The sequence below is a fragment of the Bradyrhizobium sp. genome, from assembly GCF_016213215.1.
Taxonomy (GTDB): domain Bacteria; phylum Pseudomonadota; class Alphaproteobacteria; order Rhizobiales; family Xanthobacteraceae; genus Bradyrhizobium.
Map to the genome: position 1 here is coordinate 1 of NZ_JACRAW010000084.1, position 20,898 is coordinate 20,898.

Here is a 20,898-nt window from a genome sequence, read left to right on the forward strand (position 1 = left end):
CCGTTCTTGTTGAAGTTGAACTTGAAGCTGAAATGGTTCTTGAAGTTAAAGTTCTACCTGATCCCGATCGCCTTGTGTGTTTGCAAGCTGAGCCGCCACTGCGGATGCCTCAGGCAGTACGCGACCGCACGCGCCGTGTTTTCGGCCACGTTCGGACCGTCCATCGGCTGCAGCGAAAAACGCTCGAAAGCAAGACCTTCGAACTGCTCCGGTGCGGCGTCTTCCTGCGGATAGACGAGCTTCAGCTCGTGACCCTGGCATACGACGAGTTCCGCTCCGGCCTTTGGGCTGACGCAGATCCAGTCCAGCCCGTCCGGCGGGGTGACCGTGCCGTTGGTTTCGACGCCGATCTCGAAACCGCGGGCATGGAGCGCTTCGATGAGGGGCGCGTCCACCTGCAGCAGCGGCTCGCCCCCGGTCAATACGACATAGCGGCTGGCATCCGCCCCGGTCCATTGCGCTGCGATGGTGTCGGCGAGTTCTTCCGCGGAAGCATAGCGGCCGCCCAGGGTGCCGTCGGTGCCGACGAAATCGGTGTCGCAGAATCGGCAGGTCGCGCTCTCGCGATCCTCCTCGCGTCCGCTCCACAGGTTGCAGCCGGCAAAACGACAAAATACGGCTGCGCGCCCGCAATGAGCGCCTTCGCCCTGCAGGGTCAGGAAGATCTCCTTGACCGCGTAACTCACGCTCTTCTCCTGAACTTCAGCCGTTGCTGCGGATCTGCCGCAAGGCTTCGCCTGCGGCCATGGCCGCGGTTATCGCCACATTGAGCGAGCGCAGGCCGGGCTTGATGGGGATCACCAGCCGTGCATCGGCGGCCGCGACCACCTCGTCGGTCACCCCCGCCGTCTCGCGTCCGAATAGCAGGATGTCAGACGCGGCATAACGAAAATCAAGATAGTGGCTTGCCGCCTTGGTGGTGAAGAGGACCAGCCGGCAGCCTTTCTCCACCCGCCAAGCCTGGAATTTGGACCAGGAGTCGTGACGGGTCAGGGACAGGTGGTCGAGATAGTCCATGCCCGCCCGGCGGAACAGCCGGTCTGAAAAAGCAAAGCCGGCCGGCTCGATGATGTGGGCGGGGAGGTCCAGGCACGCACAAAGCCGCAGAATCGTGCCGGTATTCTGCGGGATGTCGGGTTGGAAAAGCGCGATCTGCATGATGTTGAACGGCGGGGTGAGCCCCGGGCGAATGTCTGGATGAAAACATCGCGCCGGACGGAATTCGGACATTGCCCTTTTGTAGGCCGATACCGGGCTTGCGCTATTCCGGCAAGGGTGCCAATAGAACGATTCTGGGCTGCTGGTTTCGTCCGTTTGGCGCGAAAAAGGTAGTCTTTCTGCCGCCGCGGGGGTCGCGGAAGCCGGCAGTCTGTCCCGGGCACGCATGGGAGCGCACTTTGGGCGCGCACCGTGGGCGCCACCGGGGTAGTTCCACCGGCTGCAGATGAGAAAGGGCTTGAAATCGTGACGACAGCGTCTTCGGCGGAGCAACCGACACGCCGTGATTTCCTCTACGTTGCAACCGGTGCAGTAGCCGCGGTGGGGGCGGTGGCCACGGCGTGGCCATTCATTTCCCAGATGAATCCGGACGCCTCGACGGTTGCGGCCGGCGCACCGATCGAGGTTGACCTGTCACCGATCGCGGAAGGCCAGGACATCAAGGTGTTCTGGCGCGGCAAGCCGATCTTCATCAGTCACCGCACCAAGAAGCAGATCGAAGAAGCCCGCGCGGTGCAGGTCTCGAGCCTGCCCGATCCGCAGCCCGATGATGCCCGGGTTAAGTCCGGTCATGAGCAGTGGCTGGTCGTGATCGGCATCTGCACCCATCTCGGTTGCATCCCGATCGCCCATGAGGGCGCTTACGACGGCTTCTTCTGCCCCTGCCATGGGTCGGTGTACGACACTTCCGGCCGCATTCGCCAGGGACCGGCGCCGGCCAACCTGCCCGTGCCGCCGTACCAGTTCGTTTCGGACACCAAAATCCAGATCGGCTGAGCCTCGGAGCCAAGCTCCGGAGGCTTTGTGCCCGTCGCGTCGTCTTATTTCCTCCAGGATCGCATCATGAGCGGACCCTCCGACTACCAGCCGAGCCATCCCGTCCTGAAATGGATTGAGCGGCGCCTGCCGATTCTTGGTCTAATGCATTCTTCTTTCGTCGCGTATCCCACGCCGCGGAACCTGAACTACTGGTGGACCTTCGGTGCCATCCTGTCGTTCATGCTGGCCATCCAAATCGTGACCGGCATCGTGCTGGCGATGCACTACACGCCGCATGCGGACCTCGCCTTCCGCTCGGTCGAACTGATCGTTCGCGACGTCAATTACGGCTGGCTGCTGCGCAACATGCACGCCGTCGGCGCTTCGATGTTCTTCCTGGCCGTCTACATCCACATGTTCCGCGGCCTCTACTACGGCTCGTACAAGGAGCCGCGCGAAGTGCTGTGGATCCTCGGCGTCATCATCTACCTCCTCATGATGGCCACCGGCTTCATGGGCTACGTCCTGCCGTGGGGCCAGATGAGCTTCTGGGGCGCCACCGTCATCACCAACCTGTTCTCAGCCGTGCCCTTCTTCGGCGAGGACATCGTGACCCTGCTCTGGGGCGGCTATTCGGTCGGCAACCCGACCCTGAACCGCTTCTTCTCGCTGCACTATCTGCTGCCGTTCCTGATCGCCGGCGTGGTGGTGCTGCACGTGTGGGCGCTGCACGTGGCGGGCCAGAACAATCCGGCCGGCGTTGAAGCCAAGACCGAGAAGGACACCGTGCCGTTCACGCCGTATGCGACGATCAAGGATCTGTTCGGCGCGTCGTGCTTCGCGATCCTCTATGCGTATTTCATCTTCTACATGCCGAACTATCTCGGCGAGGCCGACAACTACATTCCGGCCAACCCCGGCGTGACGCCGCCACACATCGTGCCGGAATGGTACTACCTGCCGTTCTACGCCATCCTGCGTTCGATCCCGAACAAGCTCGCGGGCGTGGTCGCGATGTTCGGGGCGATCATCGTGCTGGTTTTCCTGCCCTGGCTGGACAGCGCCAGGACGAGGTCCTCGAAGTATCGCCCGCTGGCGAAGCAGTTCTTCTGGATCTTCGTCGCGGTCTGCGTGCTGCTCGGCTATCTCGGCGCGCAGCCGGCGGAGGGCATCTATGTGATCGCCGGCCGTATCCTGACGTTCTGCTATTTCGCCTACTTCCTCATCGTGCTGCCGCTCCTTGCCCGCATCGAGAAACCGCGGCCGGTGCCGAACTCGATCGCCGATGACGTGTTGGCGAAGACCGGAAGCAAGGCAACGCCGATGGTGTCCACGGTGATCGCGCTCGCGGTCGCGGGCGCGCTCTTTGCCGGCAGCACCGATAGCGCACGAGCCTCGGAACGGGTGGACACCCCGCCGGCCGTGAAGTGGTCGTTCGCAGGTCCCTTCGGCACGTTCGACCGTGGGGCCCTGCAACGCGGCCTGAAGGTCTACAAGGAAGTGTGCGCCAACTGCCACGGCCTGTCCTATATCGCGTTCCGCAACCTCGCCGACCAGGGCGGGCCCGGCTACTCGACGGCGCAGGTGAATGCGTTGGCCGCCGAGTACAAGGTCAAGGACGGCCCCAACGATCAGGGCGAGATGTTCGAGCGCCCCGGCCGCGCGGCGGATTATTTCCCTTCGCCGTTCCCGAACGAGCAGATGGCTCGGGCGGCGAACGGCGGCGCGGCGCCGCCCGACTTGTCGCTGATCACCAAGGCGCGTTCGTATAAACGCGGTTTTCCCACGTTCATTTTCGACTTCTTCTCCAACTATCAGGAGCAGGGTCCGGACTACCTCGCGGCCCTCCTCGTGGGCTTTGAAGACGAACCGCCCGCGGGCGCGACGATCCCGGAAGGCTCGTACTACAACAAGTACTTCCCGGGTCATGCCATCAAGATGCCGAGGCCCTTGAGCGACGGCCAGGTGACCTACGACGACGGCTCGCCGACGACGGTCGAGCAGTATGCCAAGGACGTCACGGCCTTCCTGATGTGGGCCGCCGAGCCCCACATGGAAGCGCGCAAGCGCCTCGGCTTCCAGGTGTTCGTGGTCCTGCTCCTGCTCTCAAGTCTCCTGTACTTCACCAAGAAGAAGGTCTGGGCCGGCGCCCACTGACGCGGCATCAAGTCAAAAACGAAAAGCCCCTTCGGGGGCTTTTTTGTTTTCGGCTTATGCCGTTCCTGGTTCGCAACGCGCATTCCCCGGATGACGACGGCATGGATTGCGTCGCGCCGTCACAGCGGACAGAATGTTGCGACGCCCTGGAAGAAATCGTGGGAGGAAAACATGGGTACCATCATCACCTTCAAGCGCCCGGACGGCGAAGAAGCGTCCGGCTACCTCGCCAATGCCGCGAGCGGCAATGCGCCCGGCGTGGTCGTAATCCAGGAATGGTGGGGGCTGTCGGACCAGATCAAGGGCATGTGCGATCGTTTTGCGCTGGCCGGCTTCGATGCGCTGGCGCCCGATCTCTACAAGGGCACGGTCGTGCCGTATCACGACACGGAAGCGGCGGCGAACGAGATGAACTCGCTGGACTTCATGGACGCCACCACCCAGACGGTGCGCGGGGCAGTGCAGTATCTTTCGAGGAACGGGGCCAGGGTCGGGCTCACCGGCTTCTGCCTGGGCGGCGCCGTGACCATCATCGGCGCCACAAAGATCCCGGAGCTCGCGGCGGGCGTCGTGTTCTACGGCATCCCGCCCGAGCAGGCCGCTAAGCCGGCCGACGTGATGATTCCGCTGCAGGCGCATTTCGCCAATCAAGACGATTGGTGCACGCCCGAGTTGGTGGATGCGTTCGAGAAAGCCATGATTGCGGCCAGCAAGCCGCTGGAGCTGTACCGCTACGACGCCCACCATGCCTTCGCCAACGAGCAGCGCGTCCAGGTGCACGACCGCTGGGCTTCCGAGCTTGCCTGGAGCCGGGCGGCCGAGTTCTTCAGGAAGCACCTGGGGTGAACCCCACACCGCGTTCAACCGACACAAGACAGGCCGCCCGGTCGTCGGGCGGCCCCGTTGGAGCGGTTCGGCAACCAATCGTGTCCAGCGCCAACAACGTGGCGCCGAGCATCCCATATGACGTGAGGCGACGGCTGTTGACGACAATGCCTGTGTCTGAAAGGGCCTTCCGCATAGCTCGCGGCGTCTTTGGTCTCGCTGCGCTATGGACAGTTGTCTTGGGCAGCTCTTTTGTGCTCGCGATTGCTCACGCGCGAGCTGAGCCAGACTTCGTGACGATCGAGGGTGACTTAAAAAGGATCGCCTGGTGGGTCGTCGCTGATTTCCATCCGTTTACAACCGAGGTTCGGGGTATTCCCGCGAACCAGATCAACAAGAATTGGTGCAGGGCGACTGAATTCCGCAAGGACCTCATTCCGCGGGAGTTGTTGTTCGACGGCGGTGTTGATGTAATGGCGGCTGCCAAGATGTCCTTCGCTATAGAAGGACGTTTCGATGGCACGACCACCAAGCAAGTTGCACTGGTGGGAGTCTTTCAGGAATGCTCGGGCGAAAAGGGCAGGTTCATTCTGATCCTTAATCAACCGGTCGACGGGAAGGCAAAGGTCCGGTTTGCGAGCGCCTTGCGGACGGATCGTCAATTTGGCGCCTTGCAGAAGGGCAATGACAACAGCATCGTCGCCTGGACGTGCATGGAATGCGACAACTACTCGGTCCTGAAATGGGACCGGAAGAAGCGCAAGTTTGAATGGCTGCCTGAACCGGAAGAGCAATAGTGGGGCAGTAGACCGCATATGCCGGTCTCTCGGACGGCCGCTGGCAAGAGTGGCCGGCGTCAACGCAGGTTATCCCGAGACGGCTATGCCCTTGACGTAGCCCCCCGGCCGTGGTGTGTACTCAGACCATGAGCACCGCCGTCCGCCCGTCCCGTCGTTGGTGGCCCACCTTCTGAAGGTGGCCGGTGCGATTTCGTTTCCAACAATCGTCGAAGGCCGCCATCACAGCGCGGCGGCCCCTTCGTTTGTCCTGTGTGGCGTTCCCTCGACAAGTTTCGTAAGAGGAGCACATGAACAGGACAGTCTTCGCTCTGCCGGCCCGCAGCGAATACCGCACCCGCGCGGGGCTCTCGATCACGCGCGCGGTCGAGCAGTTCACCGGCGGCGCCAGCCGGCTCGATGACCTCGTCAGCCTGCTTGATCGCCGCCGCGGCGTGGTGCTGTCGTCGGGCACGACGGTGCCCGGCCGCTATGAAAGCTTCGATCTCGGCTTCGCCGACCCGCCGCTGGTACTGGAGACCAAAGGGTTCGACTTTGCGCTGGAAGCGCTGAACGCCCGCGGGCAAGTGCTGATCGCTTTCCTCGCTGACGTGCTGAACGAGCCTTGCGTGGTCGTCTCCGAGAAGACGTCGACGCGGCTGGCCGGCCATATCATTCGCGGCGAAGCGCCTGTCGAGGAAGACCAGCGCACCCGGCGCGCCAGTGTAATGTCGCTGGTGCGCGCCCTTATCGCCGCGTTCTCCGCCACTGAGGATCCGCTGCTCGGCTTGTTCGGCGCCTTTGCGTATGATCTCGTCTTTCAGATCGAGGACCTCGTGCAGAAGCGGCCGCGCGAGGCCGACCAGCGCGACATCGTGCTCTACGTACCGGACCGGCTGCTGGCCTATGACCGCGCCACCGGTCGCGGCGTTGTGCTGAGCTATGACTTTGCCTGGAACGGCAAGTCCAGCGCGGGCGTTGCGCGCGAGACGGCCGAGAGCGTTTACTCCCATACGGACCGGCAAGGGTTTGCCGATCACGCGCCCCGCGAATACCAGGCGACGGTGGAGACCGCGCGCGCGGCGTTTGCCCGCGGCGACCTGTTCGAGGCGGTGCCGGGACAGCTGTTTGCCGAACCGTGTGAGCGCTCGCCGGCGGAGGTGTTCCAGCGGCTCTGCGTCATCAACCCGTCGCCCTACGGCGCGCTGATGAATCTCGGCGAAGGCGAATTCCTGGTGTCCGCCTCGCCGGAAATGTTCGTACGCTCGGACGGCAGGCGGGTGGAAACCTGTCCGATCTCCGGCACCATTGCGCGCGGCACGGATGCGATCGGCGATGCCGAGCAGATCCGCCAGCTCCTGAATTCGAAGAAGGACGAGTTCGAGCTCAACATGTGCACGGACGTCGACCGCAACGACAAGGCGCGCGTCTGCGTGCCCGGCACGATCAAGGTTCTGGCGCGGCGGCAGATCGAGACCTATTCGAAGCTGTTTCACACCGTCGACCACGTCGAGGGCATGCTGCGCCCGGGCTTCGATGCGCTCGATGCCTTCCTGACCCATGCCTGGGCGGTGACGGTGACCGGCGCGCCGAAACTATGGGCGATGCAGTTCGTCGAGGACCACGAGCGCTCGCCGCGGCGCTGGTATGCCGGCGCGATCGGCTGCGTTAATTTCGACGGCAGCATCAACACCGGCCTGACGATCCGCACCATCCGCATGAAGGACGGGCTTGCCGAGGTGCGGGTCGGCGCCACCTGTCTGTTCGATTCAGATCCCGCGGCGGAGGACCGCGAATGCCAGGTCAAGGCGGCGGCGCTGTTCCAGGCGCTGCGCGGCGATCCGCCCAAGCCGCTCTCGACCTTCGCTCCCGACGCGACCGGAAGCGGCAAGCAGGTGCTGCTGATCGATCACGACGACAGTTTCGTGCACATGCTGGCCGATTATTTCCGGCAGGTCGGCGCCAGCGTCACCGTGGTACGCTACGTGCACGCGCTCGACATGCTCAAGCAGCGGAAGTGGGACCTTCTGGTGCTGTCGCCAGGCCCGGGACGCCCGGAAGATTTCGCGATCTCGAAGACGATCGACGCCGCGCTGGAAAAGAAGCTGCCGGTGTTCGGCGTCTGCCTCGGCGTGCAGGCGATCGGCGAATATTTCGGCGGTCATCTCGGGCAGCTCACCCAGCCGGCCCATGGCCGGCCCTCGCGCGTGCAGGTGCGGGGCGGGCGCCTGATGCAGAACCTGCCGAATGAAATCGTCATCGGTCGCTATCACTCGCTCTATGTCGAGCGCGACGGTATGCCGGATGTTCTGAAGGTGACGGCCAGCACCGAGGATGGGGTCGCAATGGCGCTCGAGCACAAGAGCTTGCCGGTCGGGGGCGTGCAGTTCCACCCGGAGTCGCTGATGTCGCTGGGTGGCGAAGTTGGTTTGCGCATTGTCGAGAACGCGTTCCGGCTCGATGTGGGGGCGAATTGAGTGCAGTATTTCATTCTCGTCATTCCGGGATGGTGCGAAAGCACCAGACCCGGAATCTCGAGTTTCCGGGTCGTTGCTTTCGCATCGCCCCGGAATGACAGGGGACGTAATCCATGACTTTTGATCAGGATCTGAAATCGACGGTCCGCACTATCCCGGACTATCCCAAGCCCGGAATCATGTTCCGCGACATCACAACGCTGCTGGCGGACGCGCGGGCCTTCCGTCGCTCGGTCGACGAACTCGTGCAGCCCTGGGCGGGGTCGAAGATGGACAAGGTCGCCGGCATCGAGGCGCGCGGCTTCATTCTCGGCGGCGCAGTCGCACACCAGCTTTCCGCCGGCTTCGTGCCGATCCGCAAGAAAGGCAAGCTGCCGCACACCACGGTCAGCATCGCCTATTCGCTGGAATACGGCATCGATGAAATGGAAATGCACGCCGATGCCGTCCACCCGGGGGAGCGCGTGATCCTGGTTGACGATCTCATCGCGACCGGCGGCACCGCCGAGGGCGCGGTAAAGCTGCTGCGGCAGATCGGGGCCAACGTGGTGGCGGCTTGCTTCATCATCGACCTGCCGGAACTCGGCGGCGCAGCCAAGCTGCGCGCGATGGACGTGCCCGTGCGCACGTTGATCACGTTCGAGGGGCATTGAATTGTGCTCGCCTCGAGCGAGCACAACGCATCGAGATCTCAGATGGCCTCCGCTGTCAGTACGGACTGCCAATGCCGCATGCGCTCCTTCAGGAGCGCGTTTCTGACGTAGCTCGACTCCTCATCTTCCAGGCGCTCGCATTCTTCGAACTTCAGACCGTCGGGACCCTGGGTGCGCCACGCCGCCTGCAGGCTGCGGCACGTGTGGCTGCCGTGGCGAAGCGAGAACCAGATCCGATTCTGGATCTTTTCGATGTCGGGGGCCTGACCTACCCAGACTTCCCCTGAGGCCGCGCAGCGGACGGCATAGATTCCCGCGACCGTCTTGCGTTCCTTGTAGGCGGCGATCGCTGCTTTTCGGTCGGTGCTCACGGACGGCCCTCGTCAATTGCGGTCCCGCCACGCATAGCAACCGCAGTGCAAGGCGTCAATATTACCCGGGTAAAATTTGGCGATGGGCCTAAGATTGCTGCAGGAGCATGCTGAGCTCGAGTTCGCGGAAGCCGAGATAGCTGCCGCGAATCCACTGGTGCAGCTCGGTCGATGAATCATGCTCCTGGCGCAGATAGCCCGTGAATGAAAAGGACAGCCGGTCGATATACGTCTTGAGGAACGTGGGCAGCGCGGGCAGGTGGAACTGCCGGCCATCGGCCATCGCAGACGGCAGTTCGCCGCGAACGACATATTCATTGTCGACGGTAATCAGGTTGGCGCGCGGGATCTGCTCGCTGAGCATTTCGTAGGCGCGCGCCGAACCCCGGTCGGTGTCGGCTACAAACAGGATCAGCGGCACGACGCCGCGGCGGAGCGCCTCCTTCATGAAGCCGATCTCCTCGGTCATCTTGAAGAACTCGTCGAAGGCGTGGAAGCCGAGGTCGATCACCTTGGCGAGCCCGTCGTTGGCGATGACCCGGTCCATCAGGTGCATCTTGCCCAGCGTGTCGGTCACGTCCGCGGTCTCGGTGACCTTCGGCAAATAGTCGAGCAGCGATGGCTCTTTCAGGTTCACGTCGAAGGCGAGGACGTCGCCGTTCCGGAGCAGCAGGTATTCAACGGCCAGCCGCGACAGCAGCGTCTTGCCGACCTGCGGGCGAGGCGAACAGACGATGTAGACGGGCGTGGCGGACATCACGCGCAATGATTGGTGAGGGGTCGGCGGTCAATAGAGCCGAATCCTCCTTCACCGCAAATCATTTTTCTCCGGCGTGGCCGGGCCTCGACCCGACGATGTCGGTCAGCTTGATGCGGTCGAACTCGCTCCAGACATTTGCGAGCCAGTGCCGGACATAGCCGCGCAGCACGAAGGAATAATTGGCCGCCTCGTCGCGGACGCCCTTGTTGGCAACGAATTTCAGGAACGGGACCGAGGCGACCTCGACCTGTTCGTAGGCCATTTCGTTCAGCTTCGGGATGGTCAGCTCGGTCGCATCCTTGATGCGATGGAAATAGGAATTGTAGGTGGACTGATCCCACTCGAAGAAGCTGGTGTTGTTGATGAAGTTTTTCACCAGGAAGTACTTCGCGCCGCCCATGAAGCTGGCAGTCTCGGCGATCTCCTCCAGCGAGGCGATCGAGGGGCCGAGGATGTGGAACACGGCAAAGGTGATCTGGCCGGCCTTGGCGGCGTCGAGGAAGCCGATGTCGCGCAAGGAGGCGAGGGCGGGCGACAACAGGCCGGCGCGGACATCGATCACGGTCACCGACGGGCTCACGGCATTGAGCGTGTCGAAGATCTTCATCTGGTCCGCCGTCGACATCATGTCGACGATCTCGGTCGCGTCGGGGTGAAAGCGCTTCAGGGTGCCGCGTGGGGATTCCGTGTCGAAGGCCCGGGTGGGCACATTGTTGGCGCTGAAATAATCCAGCAAGGTCCGCGAGACCGTCGTCTTTCCGACGCCGCCCTTGTCGGCGCCCACCACAACTACTGCCGGTTTTGCCATGTCCGTCCCTTAACGAGCCCCCGATCGTCAGGCGATCGGCACGCACCCATGCTGTGGGCGCGAACATGGCAGAAACAAGGGAGAATTCAAATCCTTAAGAGGGCCGTCCGGCCATTCTCTACGCTTTTCTCGGGGCACGTTGCGCGGGCGTGCAAGTACTCCTAGCGGCGCCCCCGGGGGCCCGCCGCAGCACCCAGCGTGCCCGCCGGTTCCTCGGACCGGCTCTCGGTGATCTCGGCCGGTTCCGGCTCGCGCTCGGTCTCATCGGACGCGTCTGTGAGCGGCTCCAGCGGGCCGGGGTCGTGTCCGCCGCCATATCTGACGAGCGCCTTGATCCGGGATTCCACGGATGGGTGGGTGGCGAACAGGTCGGCAAAGCCTTCGCGCGGGTTGTCGACGCACAGCTCCATCACCGCCGAGGTGGCGCCGGACAGTTCGCCGCGTCCGTCGATCTTGCGAAGCGCCGTGATCATGGCATCCGGGTTCTTGGTCAATTCTACCGAGCCCGCGTCAGCCATGAATTCGCGCGATCGCGACAAGGCGAGCTTGACCACCTGAGACAACAGCCAGGCGAGCATCATCAGCACGATCGCGATGACGATAACGGCGATCGCCCCGCCGCCGGAGCTCTTGCTGTCGCTGCTCGATGAGGACGACGAAGAGGACGATGACGATGAGCCGCCGCTGCTCGAACTCCAGTTCAGATTGGTGAACAGCCGGAAGAACAGCTCGCCAAGGAAGCCGACCACGCCGGCGATAATGACGGCGACCACCATCAGCTGCACATCGCCATTGCGGATGTGGGTCAGTTCATGCCCGAGCACCGCCTCGATTTCCTGGTCGTTCAGCTCCTCCAGCAGGCCGGTCGTCACGGTAATGGCGTACTGGCGCTGATTGAGTCCGGAGGCGAAAGCGTTCAGCGCGGGGCTTTCCATGACCTTCAGCTTCGGCATCGTGATGCCGCGCGAGATGGAGAGATTTTCGAGCAAGTTGTAGAGCCGCGGCTCTTCCTGCCGCGTCACCGCGTGGCCGCCGGTGACGGCGTCGATGATCGATTGGTGGAAGAAATAGGCGACGACGATCCAGACGGCGGCCGCGATCGTGGCGTACGGAAAGGCGGCCACGAGGTCGTGGGCCGCGTTCGTGAGATAGAACGCGACCGTTCGGTCGCTGTCGATGATGACTTCCGCAACGAGCGCGCCGGCATAGACCAGCACGTAAATCAGAAGAAACAAGCCGGCGAGCAGCAGCATCGAACGAACCCTGTTCGACGCGATGTGGGTGTAGAGCCCGTACGCGGCCATGACGCTGCTCTGCCGGCTGGTTAGCTCAGAACTTCACCGACGGGGCCACCTCGAGTTCGGTCCGGCTGCTGCCGAGGTCGAAGAATTCCTTGGGGGTAAAGCCGAACGTGCCGGCGAACAAAGCGGCAGGCATCTGCTGGATGCCGGTATTGTACTCCTGGACCGCGTTGTTGAAGAAGCGGCGGCTCGCCGCGATCTTGTTTTCCAGGTCCGACAGCTCACTGGCGAGCTGCTGGAAATTGGCGTTGGCCTTGAGATCCGGATAGGCCTCCGAAAGCGCGATCAGGCGGCCCAGCGCGCCGCTCAGCTGGCTCTCGGCGGCCGAGATCTGGGCAGGTCCCTGCGCGGAGATCGCGGCGTTGCGGGCCTTGACGACCTCGTCCAGCGTGCCGCGCTCGTGCGTTGCGTAACCTTTCACCGTCTCGATCAGGTTCGGCACCAGATCGTGACGCTGTTTGAGCTGCACGTCGATGTCGGCAAATGCCTGGCTGACGCGCTGGCTCAGCGCCACGAGGCGGTTGTACATCGCAAGGGCGAACAGCACGAGAATGACGATAACGCCGAGAACGATCCAGCCGGTCGACATGAAGAACTCCTGAGCAGGGAAGAAGGCGGGCAGCGTAAACCAAAAGAACGCCGAGCGGCAGGCCGGCATGGCGGGATGCGTTGGATTTGTCGATTGCGAGCCGTTCCTAGTTCAAAGTGTTTTCACAGAAACACGGTTAACTCTCGTCCATGACGCCATCGCCCCAGCGCCAGCGCCTCGCCTGCGCATAAGCGGCCTTGTCACGGCGCGGTATCTTCGCTTTCGCAAGGCCATCGGCAGTACAGAGTTTTGCGACGATCTCGGCCTTTCCGACCACCGGCGGCGCCAGCACACGCGCATGGGGGCGCGTGACCTGTGCCCGTGTCAGCGCGACATAGGCAAATCTCTCATCCTCGAAGGGCACGTCCGCCCCCTTGATCTGCTTGTGCGCCTGCAGGCGAGGCAGACGTTGGCTGAAGTGGCACCAGTCCGGCGAGACAAGCGGACAGGGACCATCATGCGGGCAGGGCACCGCGACGTGTCCGCCGGCCGCAATCAGCTGTTCGCGCAACGCAAGGATGCGTGCATAGCCGGCCGGCGTACCGGGTTCGATCACCAGCAGCGCGTGGCGGGCCTTCGCCCACATCGCCTCGGCGAGCCTGCGCTGATCGTCCTCGCCAAGTTCGCCCATCAGATAGCTTGCGATGACGAGGTCGCCCGCATCGGCGGCGGCAACGTTCGTGCAAGCCTCGCCCGGCAGATAGCGATAGTCCTCCAGCCGCGCGCTGTCGCGCGCCAGCGCGAGCCCAAGCCGGCGCAGGTTGTCGTTGGCGTCGATCAGCGTGAACGAGGTGAGGGAAGAAAATGCCTGCGCCGCCGCCCAGCTCGCGGTCCCGGGTCCCGCGCCGACATCGAGCAGGCTGGCCGGAGCGAGGTCCGGCACGATCTCGGTCAGGGCATTGAGGCTCGCGGCGACCGCCGCATAGGTCGCGGGCATGCGCGCCAGCGCGTAGGCGAGCGCATCCCTTTCCGATCTGATCGTGGCGGAGGTGCCGCCCGCGCGATAGGTCTCCGAGATCCGCCCCGCGCGTTCGGCCGCTTCGCTGCGGGAGAAGCCCTCGAGCTTGGCCTCGAGCGCGGCTTTCAGTTCGGCAGGCAGGGTGGGGGGAATCACGATCAATTCTCAAGCCCCGCGAAGGCGGGGCATCCAGTAATCAGGGACAGCAAGGCCGACTTCAGGCGGCGCGGCGTACTGGATCATCCGCTTTCGCGGATGATGACGTCAATGCTTGTGGCGTGCCGGCAGGCAACCTGAGCGCCGGAAATCTCACGCCACTTCCTGGTCGAGGATGTCCACGGCTTCCTGCAGGCTGACGGAGACCAGTTGCGACACGCCGCGCTCGGCCATGGTGACGCCGAACAGCCGGTGCATGCGCGCCATCGTGATCGGGTTGTGCGTGATGATGATGAAGCGCGTATCGGTCGACTTCGTCATCTCGTTCAGGAGATTGCAGAACCGCTCCACATTGTGATCGTCGAGCGGCGCGTCGACCTCGTCCAGCACGCAGATCGGCGAGGGATTGGTGAGGAACACCGCGAAGATCAGCGCGAGCGCGGTCAGTGCCTGCTCGCCGCCCGAGAGCAGCGACAGCGTCTGCGGTTTCTTGCCGGGCGGCTTTGCGATGATTTCGAGCCCGGCTTCCAGGGGGTCGTCGCTCTCGATCAGGTGCAGAGCCGCTTCGCCGCCGCCGAACAGCTCGACAAACAGGCGCTTGAAATGGTTGTTGACGATTTCGAACGAAGTCAGCAGCCGCTCGCGGGCTTCGCGGTTCAGGCTCTGGATGCCCTGGCGCAGTCGCTTGATGGCTTCCACGAGGTCGTCGCGTTCCGTGGTGAGGGAGGTATGCTGGGCTTCGACCTCGCGCAGCTCTTCCTCGGCGCGCAGGTTGACGGCGCCCAGCCGCTCGCGGTCGCGGCGCAGCTTCTCGAGGGTTTCCTCGGTCTCATGCAGCGGCGGCAGTTCGGCGCCCGGTTCGATCTCGGCAAGGCCGGCCACGGCCTGCGGTTCGATCTCGAGCATGTCGCGTATCTCGCGCTCGATGTCGTCCAGCCGGCGCCTCGCGCCTTCCATGCGCTCTTCGGCGCGCGCGCAGGCTTCGCGCGCGCTCGACAGCGCTTCGAGCGAAGTCTTCGCGGCGCGGTCGGTCTCCGCCATGGCGATTTCCGCGCCAGCCAGCGCGTCGGAGGCGACCCGGCGATCGTTCTCGGCGAACTCGATCTCGCTGATCAGCGCGCTGCGCTTCTCGGCGAATATGGCCGGCGCGTTCTCGAGTTCGGCACGCTCGGTGTTGAGCTCGGCGATGCGGGCCTGGATGGTTTCGATATGGGAGGCCGCGCCTTCCTTGCGGTTTTGCCATTCGGTGCGCTCGGCCTGGATCGCCTGGAGCCGGCGGTCGGCAAGCTCGGCCTCGCGCGCCAGTGCCTGCGCTTCGGCGCGAACCTGGGCGGCAAGACGGCGGTGACTCTCGATGTCGCTGCGAACCGCCGCTAACCTGGTTTCGGTCTCAAAACTCGGCGGCAGTTCGGAAAGCGCGGCGCTGGCGGATTCGTGTGCCGCCTCCGCCTCGCTCCGGTCGGCGGCAAGGCGGCTGTGCGCCTCGGAGAGCGCCGACTTGCGCGCCGCATGACGATTGACCTCGCGCTCGGCGCCGGCGTGGCGCTCGCGCGCCGCGTTGACCTCGCGCTGCGCGGCACGCCAGCCTTCGCGCGCAGCGCCTTCCGCGGCGGAGGCGGCCTTGAGTTCGGTCTCAGCCGTCTCCAGCGCCTGTCGCTTGATGGCGGCATCGATCCGGGCCTGCTCGAGCTCGTTTTCAATATCGACGAGCCGCGCCCGTTCGGCGAGGCGGCGGGCTGCTCCCGTCGGCGCATGCGCCGCCGCAACGAAGCCGTCCCAGCGCCACACGTCGCCTTCGGGCGACACCAGCCGCTGGCCGGTCTTGAGCTGCGAGGCCAGTTCGGCGCCGCGTTCGCGCGGCACGACGCCGATCTGCGCGAGGCGTCGCGCCAGCTCCGACGGCGCCTGGACGTGATCGGCGAGCCGCTCGACGCCTTCCGGCAAGGCCGGATCGCCGTCGCGCAACCCGGCATTGGTCCAGCGCATCGGCGCCGAGGGATCGACCGGCGCGTCGAGGTCGTCGCCGAGCGCGGCGCCCAGCGCCTTCTCGTAGCCCTTGGCGACGGTGACGCCATCGATGATCGGCGGCCACAGATTCTTGGTCTCGCTGTTGACCATCTTGGAAATGGTCCGCGCCTCGGTCTCGAGACGCTGCACCCGCTTGTCGGCTTCGTTCAGTGGCGAACGCGAGGCTTCCAGCGTCTGGCGCGCGGCGATATGCGCGGTTTCGCTGGCCTGCGCAGCGGCTTCGCAGGCCGCGAGATTCTGCCCGGCGCTCTCGACCGCGGCGGCGAGTTCGGCGAGATCGCCGAAGCTGCCGGTTTCCTGCGCGAGCTTCTCTTCTTCGGCAGCAACGCCTGCGATCTCATGATCGAGCCGCGCCAGGCGGTCACGATGGGTGCGAACATTGGCTTCGAGCTGGTTGCGCTTGGCCGTGAGATCGGCGAGCGCCGTGGTCAGCTCGGCGAACTGGCGCTCGGCGGCGGTCAGGACCGCTTCGGCATCGGCGACGCGCTCATCGACGCCGGAGCGCTTCTCGACGCGCGATTTGATCTCTTCCTTCAGCTCCGCGTCCTCGCTGTCGAGCCGCTGCAGCGCGATCTCGGCGTCCGATGTCTGCTGCTGGGCGCGGGCGATGTCGCCCTCGAACTGGGTCAGGCGGCGCGCGAGCTCGCCGACGCGTTCCTTGGCGCGCTGTTCCTCGCGGTCAAGCAGTTCACGTGCATTGGTCAGGCGCTGCAGCCCCGCGGCCGCGCGCGCTTCGGCTTCGCGCAGCGCCGGCAGTTCGGCGGCGCGGATCGCCTGGATACGGGCCGCTTCGGCCTGTTCGCGCGTACGCTCGGCCATCTCGCGGACGGCGAGATCGTGCGTATGCCCGGATTCGCCGACGTCGGCATGGGCCGCGATCCAGCGCAGGTGGAACAGCGTGGCCTCCGCCTTGCGCACCTTGGCCGCGACCTCGCGATAGCGGATGGCCTGGCGGGCCTGCTTCTTCAAGCCTTCGATCTGGCCGGCGAGCTGGCCGATGACATCCTCGACGCGCGTGAGATTGGTCTCGGCAGCTTTCAGCCGCAGCTCCGCCTCGTGGCGGCGGGCGTGCAGGCCGGCGACGCCCGCGGCGTCTTCCAGTACGCGGCGGCGCTGCTCGGGCTTGGCCTGGATGATCTCGCCGATCTTGCCCTGGTGGACGAGAGCCGGCGAGCGGGCCCCGGTGGCGGCGTCGGCGAACAGGATCTGCACGTCGCGCGCGCGCACGTCGCGGCCGTTGATGCGATAGACCGAGCCGGCCTCGCGCTCGATACGGCGGGAGATTTCGAGGAACTGGCTGTCATTGACGGCAGCCGGCGCCGAACGATCGGTGTTGTCGATCGACATGACCACTTCGGCGTGATTGCGCGCCGGGCGGTTGCCCGAGCCGGCGAAGATCACGGCATCCATGTCGGCCGCGCGCAGCGACTTGTGTGAGGTCTCGCCCATTGCCCAGCGCAGCGCTTCGACCAGATTCGACTTGCCGCAGCCGTTCGGCCCGACCACGCCGGTGAGACCGGGGTCGATCACGAAGTCGGTTGGTTCGACGAACGACTTGAAACCGTGGAGGCGAAGGCGGGTGATCTTCATGAACACGCTTCTCTGTTGGCAGGACGCGAATCTCCCTGCCGGGACAATACCATAGAAGGCAATGTCAGTGTGTGGCTGCCGCACCTGGCGGCTTGATGCTCGCCCGACAATGGCTGCGCCGTCGCTCAAGGGCAACCGGCGAAAAATGCTTTTCCCAAGGCTTTTGCAGGGCGAATCAGGACCAAAACGTGAAGATCAGCTCTTCAACAGCGGATTGATCTTCTTCGCAAATTCCTCGAACGAGGCGTCGCCCTTGATCTTGTCGCCATTGATGAAGAAGGTCGGCGTCGAATCGACCTTCAGCACTTCGCTTGCGTATTTCTGGTCGGCCACGATCTTGTCGAGCAGCGCCTGGTTCTTCAGGCAATCTTCTACCTGCTGTTGGCTCAGCCCGGCCTGCTTGCCGATTCGCGCCAGCGTCTCGGTCGTGTTCTTCATCACCCAGTCATTCTGCTGGCGGAACAGCATGTCGGTGACGGCGAAATACTTGGCGGCGTCGCCATTGGCGATGCATCGCGACAGCATGGAGCCGGCGGCCGCTTTGATGTCGAGCGGGAACTCGCGGAAGATATAGCGCACCTTGCCGGTATCGATATATTCCGCCTTGATCTTCGGGAACACCTGCTCGTTGAACGTCGCGCAATGCGGGCAGGTCAACGAGGCGTATTCGGTGATGGTGACGGAGGCGCTGGCCGGCCCGAGCGCCATGTCTGGCAGCGACACCGGCTTGGCTACGTCGGCAGCGGTTTGCGCCATCGCTTCCGTGATCAGCCGCAGCGGCGACACCCCGGCGAGCGCGGCAAGTCCGGTCAGCGAAAGCATGGTGGTGAAGGCGCGGCGCGTAAGGATCAAGGTCCACTCCCGGATTGGCGTAGGCTCGCCCAAGGTTCCCAATTGATTGGCATGTCGCTAGCTCGAAACGGCACCTCTGGCAATGGCGGGCTGTAAGGTCGGGTTCAGACTGGAGGCTCAATTTCGCTTGATTGCGGCCCCGAGCCGCGCCAGCGCCGACCGCAGCTCCTCATCGTCGATTTGGCCGAGCGTTTCAGCAACCTCGGCCACGGCTTTCTGATCGGGGCTTTTCGGCCGTGGCGGCCGGGTCCGGCGCGACAGGGGGGCTTGGCGGAATGCCAGCTTTCCGACCGCGCTCCAGCCGAAGAAGCGATTGACCCGCTCCAGGATGACGTCAGAGGAATGCTGGATTTCCAGCGCCATCGGTCCTTCGACCCGCAGCACCAGAGTTGCCGGCTCCTGGGGCCGGCCCTCGACGGGTCGCGGCCATTGCATCTTCAGGGGCTCCGAATGGGCGGCGATCTCGGCACCTGCGATCTCGCCCCACCGCGTCACCAGTTCGCGCGCGGCAAAGCCCTGCTTGGCATAGGCGTCGGCAAAGACGTCGCTGAGCAGCAGCGAGAGCGGCTTGGCGTTGGTGGGACGGGGCTTGGACATGGCGTCTTATATCATCGTGCGCCGTTGGCCGGAAATTCCCCGGTCGTCATGGCCTGGCTTGCCCAGGCTTGTCCTGGCCATCCACGCCACCAGGAAGAAAGACGTGGATGCGCGCGACGAGCACGCGCATGACGTGGAGAGACTTGCAACGGGCAGCTACACTATTTCCATGAGCTCTTTCGCCGCCATCAAGATGAAACCGCAAGAAGTTCCAGCGGGCGCCAGCCCCACGCGCCTGCTTGACTGGTACGACCGGCATCGCCGCAGATTGCCGTGGCGCGCGGCTGCGGGGGATGTGCCGGACCCCTACAAGGTGTGGCTGTCGGAAATCATGCTGCAGCAGACCGGCGTGAAGACGGTCGGGCCGTATTTCAAAAAGTTCATCGCGCGCTGGCCGGATGTCATCTCCCTCGGCCGCGCTTCGCTCGATGACGTGCTGCGGATGTGGGCCGGGCTCGGCTACTACTCGCGGGCGCGCAACCTCCATGCTTGCGCGGTTGCGGTGGTGCGCGACCATGGCGGGGTTTTCCCGGACACCGAAGAAGGCCTGCGGGCGCTGCCGGGCATCGGGCCGTATACGGCGGCCGCCATTGCCGCGATCGCCTTCGACCAGCGCACAATGCCTGTCGACGGCAATATCGAGCGCGTGGTGTCGCGGCTGTACGCGGTCGAGGACGAGCTGCCGCAGGCCAAGCCGCTGATCCGGCGGTTGGCCGCGACGCTGCTCGCCGAACGGCGCGCCGGCGACGAGAAGTCTCGCGCCGGCGACAGCGCCCAGGCGCTGATGGATCTTGGCTCCTCGATCTGCACGCCGAAAAAGCCTGCCTGCGTGCTGTGTCCGCTGAGCGAGGACTGTGCGGCGCGCGCGCAATCTGCGCCGGAGACGTTTCCGCGCAAGGCGCCGAAAAAGACCGGCGCGCTGCGCCGCGGTGCGGCCTTTGTTGTCACCCGCGGCGATCAGCTTTTGGTACGCACACGCCCGGAGAAGGGATTGCTCGGCGGCATGACCGAAGTGCCCGGCTCGGAGTGGGCCGTCGGCCAGGACGACAAGACCGCGCGGCTCCAGTCGCCTGATCTGAAAGGCGTCACGCGCTGGCACCGCAAGGCGGGCGTGGTCACCCACGTCTTCACGCATTTTCCGCTTGAGCTCGTGACCTATACCGCGCGCGTTGGCCCGCGGACGCGCGCGCCGCAAGGCATGCGCTGGGTGCCGCTCGCGACGTTGCAGGACGAAGCGCTGCCGAACGTCATGCGAAAGGTGGTCGCACACGCGCTGGATCTTTGATCGGCCACCGGTCGAAACAGGCACGCTATGGACGGAGCGAAAGAGCCTCGCTAACTTCAGGTTTTCCCGCGAGGACCGACATGCTCAAGCTCTACTACGCCCCCGGCACCTGTGCGCTCGCCACCCATATTGTCCTTGAGGAGGCCGGCGCCTCGTATACGACCGAGCGGATCGACTTCAAGAGCAACCAGCAGAACAGTCCGGAATATCTTTCGATCAATCCCAAGGGGCGTGTGCCCTCGCTGGTGACCGACCGCGGCATCCTGACCGAGACGCCGGCGATGCTGGCCTTCATCGCGCAAACCTTTCCCAAGGCGAAACTGGCTCCGCTCGACGATGCCTTTGCGTTCGCCCAGGTACAGGCCTTCAACAGCTATCTCTGCTCCACAGTGCATGTCGCGCACGCGCACCGCATGCGCGGCTATCGCTGGGCCGGCGAGGAGAGCTCCTTCGCCGACATGAAGCGCATGGTGCCGAAGACGGTCGGCGCGTGCTTTGCGCTGATCGAGCGCGAGATGCTCAAGGGGCCGTGGGTGATGGGCGAGAGCTACACGGTCTGCGACGCCTACCTGTTCACGCTGTCCGGGTGGTTAGAGGTTGACGGCGTCGACATCGCAACGCTGCCGAAGGTGGCGGATCATCGCCGGCGCATGGCCGAGCGGCCGGCAGTGCGCAAGGTGGTGGCGGAGGAGAAGGCGTAAGGCGCGGTCGAATTGCTCTCCGTGGGTCCCCGGGGCT

At 64.5% G+C, this 20,898-nt stretch carries 19 protein-coding genes; 8 read left to right on the top strand and 11 right to left on the bottom strand.

From position 1 onward, the window contains the following. Nucleotides 1-53: 53 nt before the first annotated feature. Both queE and HY852_RS14885 read right to left on the bottom strand, forming a co-directional pair. Nucleotides 54-686: a 7-carboxy-7-deazaguanine synthase gene (gene queE, locus HY852_RS14880; protein WP_291605527.1), complete on the bottom strand. Its 633-nt coding sequence runs from the start codon at nucleotides 684-686 to the stop codon at nucleotides 54-56. A gap of 16 nt (nucleotides 687-702) precedes the next feature. Continuing rightward, nucleotides 703-1,158 carry a tRNA (cytidine(34)-2'-O)-methyltransferase gene (locus tag HY852_RS14885; protein ID WP_291605561.1) on the bottom strand — a complete coding sequence of 152 codons (456 nt, stop codon included), beginning with the start codon at nucleotides 1,156-1,158 and terminating at the stop codon, nucleotides 703-705. 306 nt (nucleotides 1,159-1,464) lie between these two features. Here HY852_RS14885 and petA point away from each other — a divergent pair, with 306 nt between their 5' ends. The 6 genes from petA (at nucleotide 1,465) to HY852_RS14915 (ending at nucleotide 8,865) form a co-directional block, all read left to right on the top strand. Then, complete coding sequence (gene petA / locus HY852_RS14890; protein ID WP_291605528.1) at nucleotides 1,465-1,995, top strand: ubiquinol-cytochrome c reductase iron-sulfur subunit; 531 nt, start codon at nucleotides 1,465-1,467, stop codon at nucleotides 1,993-1,995. Nucleotides 1,996-2,061: 66 nt separating this feature from the next. Beyond that, nucleotides 2,062-4,134 (top strand): cytochrome c1, encoded by a 2,073-nt coding sequence (locus tag HY852_RS14895; protein WP_291605529.1) that lies wholly within the window; start codon nucleotides 2,062-2,064, stop codon nucleotides 4,132-4,134. 171 nt (nucleotides 4,135-4,305) lie between these two features. After that, nucleotides 4,306-4,980: a dienelactone hydrolase family protein gene (locus tag HY852_RS14900; RefSeq protein WP_291605530.1), complete on the top strand. Its 675-nt coding sequence runs from the start codon at nucleotides 4,306-4,308 to the stop codon at nucleotides 4,978-4,980. A gap of 80 nt (nucleotides 4,981-5,060) precedes the next feature. After that, entirely contained in the window at nucleotides 5,061-5,756 is a 696-nt protein-coding gene (locus HY852_RS14905; protein WP_291605531.1) for a hypothetical protein, read from the top strand. A 290-nt stretch (nucleotides 5,757-6,046) separates the two neighbouring features. Then, nucleotides 6,047-8,212 (top strand): anthranilate synthase component I, encoded by a 2,166-nt coding sequence (locus HY852_RS14910; protein ID WP_291605532.1) that lies wholly within the window; start codon nucleotides 6,047-6,049, stop codon nucleotides 8,210-8,212. A 113-nt stretch (nucleotides 8,213-8,325) separates the two neighbouring features. Beyond that, complete coding sequence (locus HY852_RS14915) at nucleotides 8,326-8,865, top strand: adenine phosphoribosyltransferase (protein ID WP_291605533.1); 540 nt, start codon at nucleotides 8,326-8,328, stop codon at nucleotides 8,863-8,865. A gap of 38 nt (nucleotides 8,866-8,903) precedes the next feature. Here HY852_RS14915 and HY852_RS14920 read toward each other — a convergent pair whose 3' ends face one another. The 9 genes from HY852_RS14920 to HY852_RS14960 form a co-directional block, all read right to left on the bottom strand. Then, nucleotides 8,904-9,236, bottom strand: a complete 333-nt coding sequence (locus tag HY852_RS14920) for a GIY-YIG nuclease family protein (protein WP_291605534.1) — start codon at nucleotides 9,234-9,236, stop codon at nucleotides 8,904-8,906. An 88-nt stretch (nucleotides 9,237-9,324) separates the two neighbouring features. After that, entirely contained in the window at nucleotides 9,325-9,993 is a 669-nt protein-coding gene (locus tag HY852_RS14925; protein WP_291605535.1) for a hypothetical protein, read from the bottom strand. 61 nt (nucleotides 9,994-10,054) lie between these two features. Next, nucleotides 10,055-10,804, bottom strand: a complete 750-nt coding sequence (locus HY852_RS14930; RefSeq protein ID WP_291605536.1) for a hypothetical protein — start codon at nucleotides 10,802-10,804, stop codon at nucleotides 10,055-10,057. A gap of 161 nt (nucleotides 10,805-10,965) precedes the next feature. Further along, on the bottom strand, nucleotides 10,966-12,108 hold the full coding sequence (locus HY852_RS14935; protein ID WP_291605537.1) for a M48 family metallopeptidase: 1,143 nt from the start codon (nucleotides 12,106-12,108) through the stop codon (nucleotides 10,966-10,968). A 25-nt stretch (nucleotides 12,109-12,133) separates the two neighbouring features. Beyond that, nucleotides 12,134-12,694 (bottom strand): LemA family protein, encoded by a 561-nt coding sequence (locus tag HY852_RS14940; protein WP_291605538.1) that lies wholly within the window; start codon nucleotides 12,692-12,694, stop codon nucleotides 12,134-12,136. Between the two features lie 136 nt (nucleotides 12,695-12,830). Beyond that, on the bottom strand, nucleotides 12,831-13,811 hold the full coding sequence (locus tag HY852_RS14945; protein ID WP_291605562.1) for a small ribosomal subunit Rsm22 family protein: 981 nt from the start codon (nucleotides 13,809-13,811) through the stop codon (nucleotides 12,831-12,833). 150 nt (nucleotides 13,812-13,961) lie between these two features. Then, entirely contained in the window at nucleotides 13,962-17,426 is a 3,465-nt protein-coding gene (gene smc / locus HY852_RS14950; RefSeq protein WP_291605539.1) for a chromosome segregation protein SMC, read from the bottom strand. A 195-nt stretch (nucleotides 17,427-17,621) separates the two neighbouring features. Then, nucleotides 17,622-18,278 carry a DsbA family protein gene (locus HY852_RS14955; protein ID WP_291605540.1) on the bottom strand — a complete coding sequence of 219 codons (657 nt, stop codon included), beginning with the start codon at nucleotides 18,276-18,278 and terminating at the stop codon, nucleotides 17,622-17,624. Nucleotides 18,279-18,395: 117 nt separating this feature from the next. Then, a complete protein-coding gene (locus tag HY852_RS14960; protein ID WP_291605541.1) occupies nucleotides 18,396-18,875 on the bottom strand; it encodes a DUF721 domain-containing protein in 480 nt (159 codons plus the stop codon). A gap of 169 nt (nucleotides 18,876-19,044) precedes the next feature. On the opposite strand from HY852_RS14960, the gene mutY reads away from it, so the two are divergent. Then, on the top strand, nucleotides 19,045-20,160 hold the full coding sequence (mutY, locus tag HY852_RS14965; protein WP_291605563.1) for an A/G-specific adenine glycosylase: 1,116 nt from the start codon (nucleotides 19,045-19,047) through the stop codon (nucleotides 20,158-20,160). Between the two features lie 80 nt (nucleotides 20,161-20,240). Beyond that, nucleotides 20,241-20,861, top strand: coding sequence for a glutathione S-transferase N-terminal domain-containing protein (locus tag HY852_RS14970; protein ID WP_291605542.1), 621 nt, complete (start codon nucleotides 20,241-20,243; stop codon nucleotides 20,859-20,861). The last annotated feature ends 37 nt before the right edge of the window (nucleotides 20,862-20,898 follow it).

What these genes read in the sequence shown, in the direction of transcription:
- smc (WP_291605539.1), bottom strand. Translation starts at nt 17,426, where the DNA reads ATGAAGATCACCCGCCTTCGCCTCCACGGTTTCAAGTCGTTCGTCGAA.
- HY852_RS14935 (WP_291605537.1), bottom strand. Translation starts at nt 12,108, where the DNA reads ATGGCCGCGTACGGGCTCTACACCCACATCGCGTCGAACAGGGTTCGT.
- mutY (WP_291605563.1), top strand. Translation starts at nt 19,045, where the DNA reads ATGAGCTCTTTCGCCGCCATCAAGATGAAACCGCAAGAAGTTCCAGCG.
- HY852_RS14900 (WP_291605530.1), top strand. Translation starts at nt 4,306, where the DNA reads ATGGGTACCATCATCACCTTCAAGCGCCCGGACGGCGAAGAAGCGTCC.
- HY852_RS14930 (WP_291605536.1), bottom strand. Translation starts at nt 10,804, where the DNA reads ATGGCAAAACCGGCAGTAGTTGTGGTGGGCGCCGACAAGGGCGGCGTC.
- HY852_RS14940 (WP_291605538.1), bottom strand. Translation starts at nt 12,694, where the DNA reads ATGTCGACCGGCTGGATCGTTCTCGGCGTTATCGTCATTCTCGTGCTG.
- HY852_RS14970 (WP_291605542.1), top strand. Translation starts at nt 20,241, where the DNA reads ATGCTCAAGCTCTACTACGCCCCCGGCACCTGTGCGCTCGCCACCCAT.
- HY852_RS14910 (WP_291605532.1), top strand. Translation starts at nt 6,047, where the DNA reads ATGAACAGGACAGTCTTCGCTCTGCCGGCCCGCAGCGAATACCGCACC.
- HY852_RS14960 (WP_291605541.1), bottom strand. Translation starts at nt 18,875, where the DNA reads ATGTCCAAGCCCCGTCCCACCAACGCCAAGCCGCTCTCGCTGCTGCTC.
- HY852_RS14915 (WP_291605533.1), top strand. Translation starts at nt 8,326, where the DNA reads ATGACTTTTGATCAGGATCTGAAATCGACGGTCCGCACTATCCCGGAC.
- HY852_RS14885 (WP_291605561.1), bottom strand. Translation starts at nt 1,158, where the DNA reads ATGCAGATCGCGCTTTTCCAACCCGACATCCCGCAGAATACCGGCACG.
- HY852_RS14925 (WP_291605535.1), bottom strand. Translation starts at nt 9,993, where the DNA reads ATGTCCGCCACGCCCGTCTACATCGTCTGTTCGCCTCGCCCGCAGGTC.
- HY852_RS14895 (WP_291605529.1), top strand. Translation starts at nt 2,062, where the DNA reads ATGAGCGGACCCTCCGACTACCAGCCGAGCCATCCCGTCCTGAAATGG.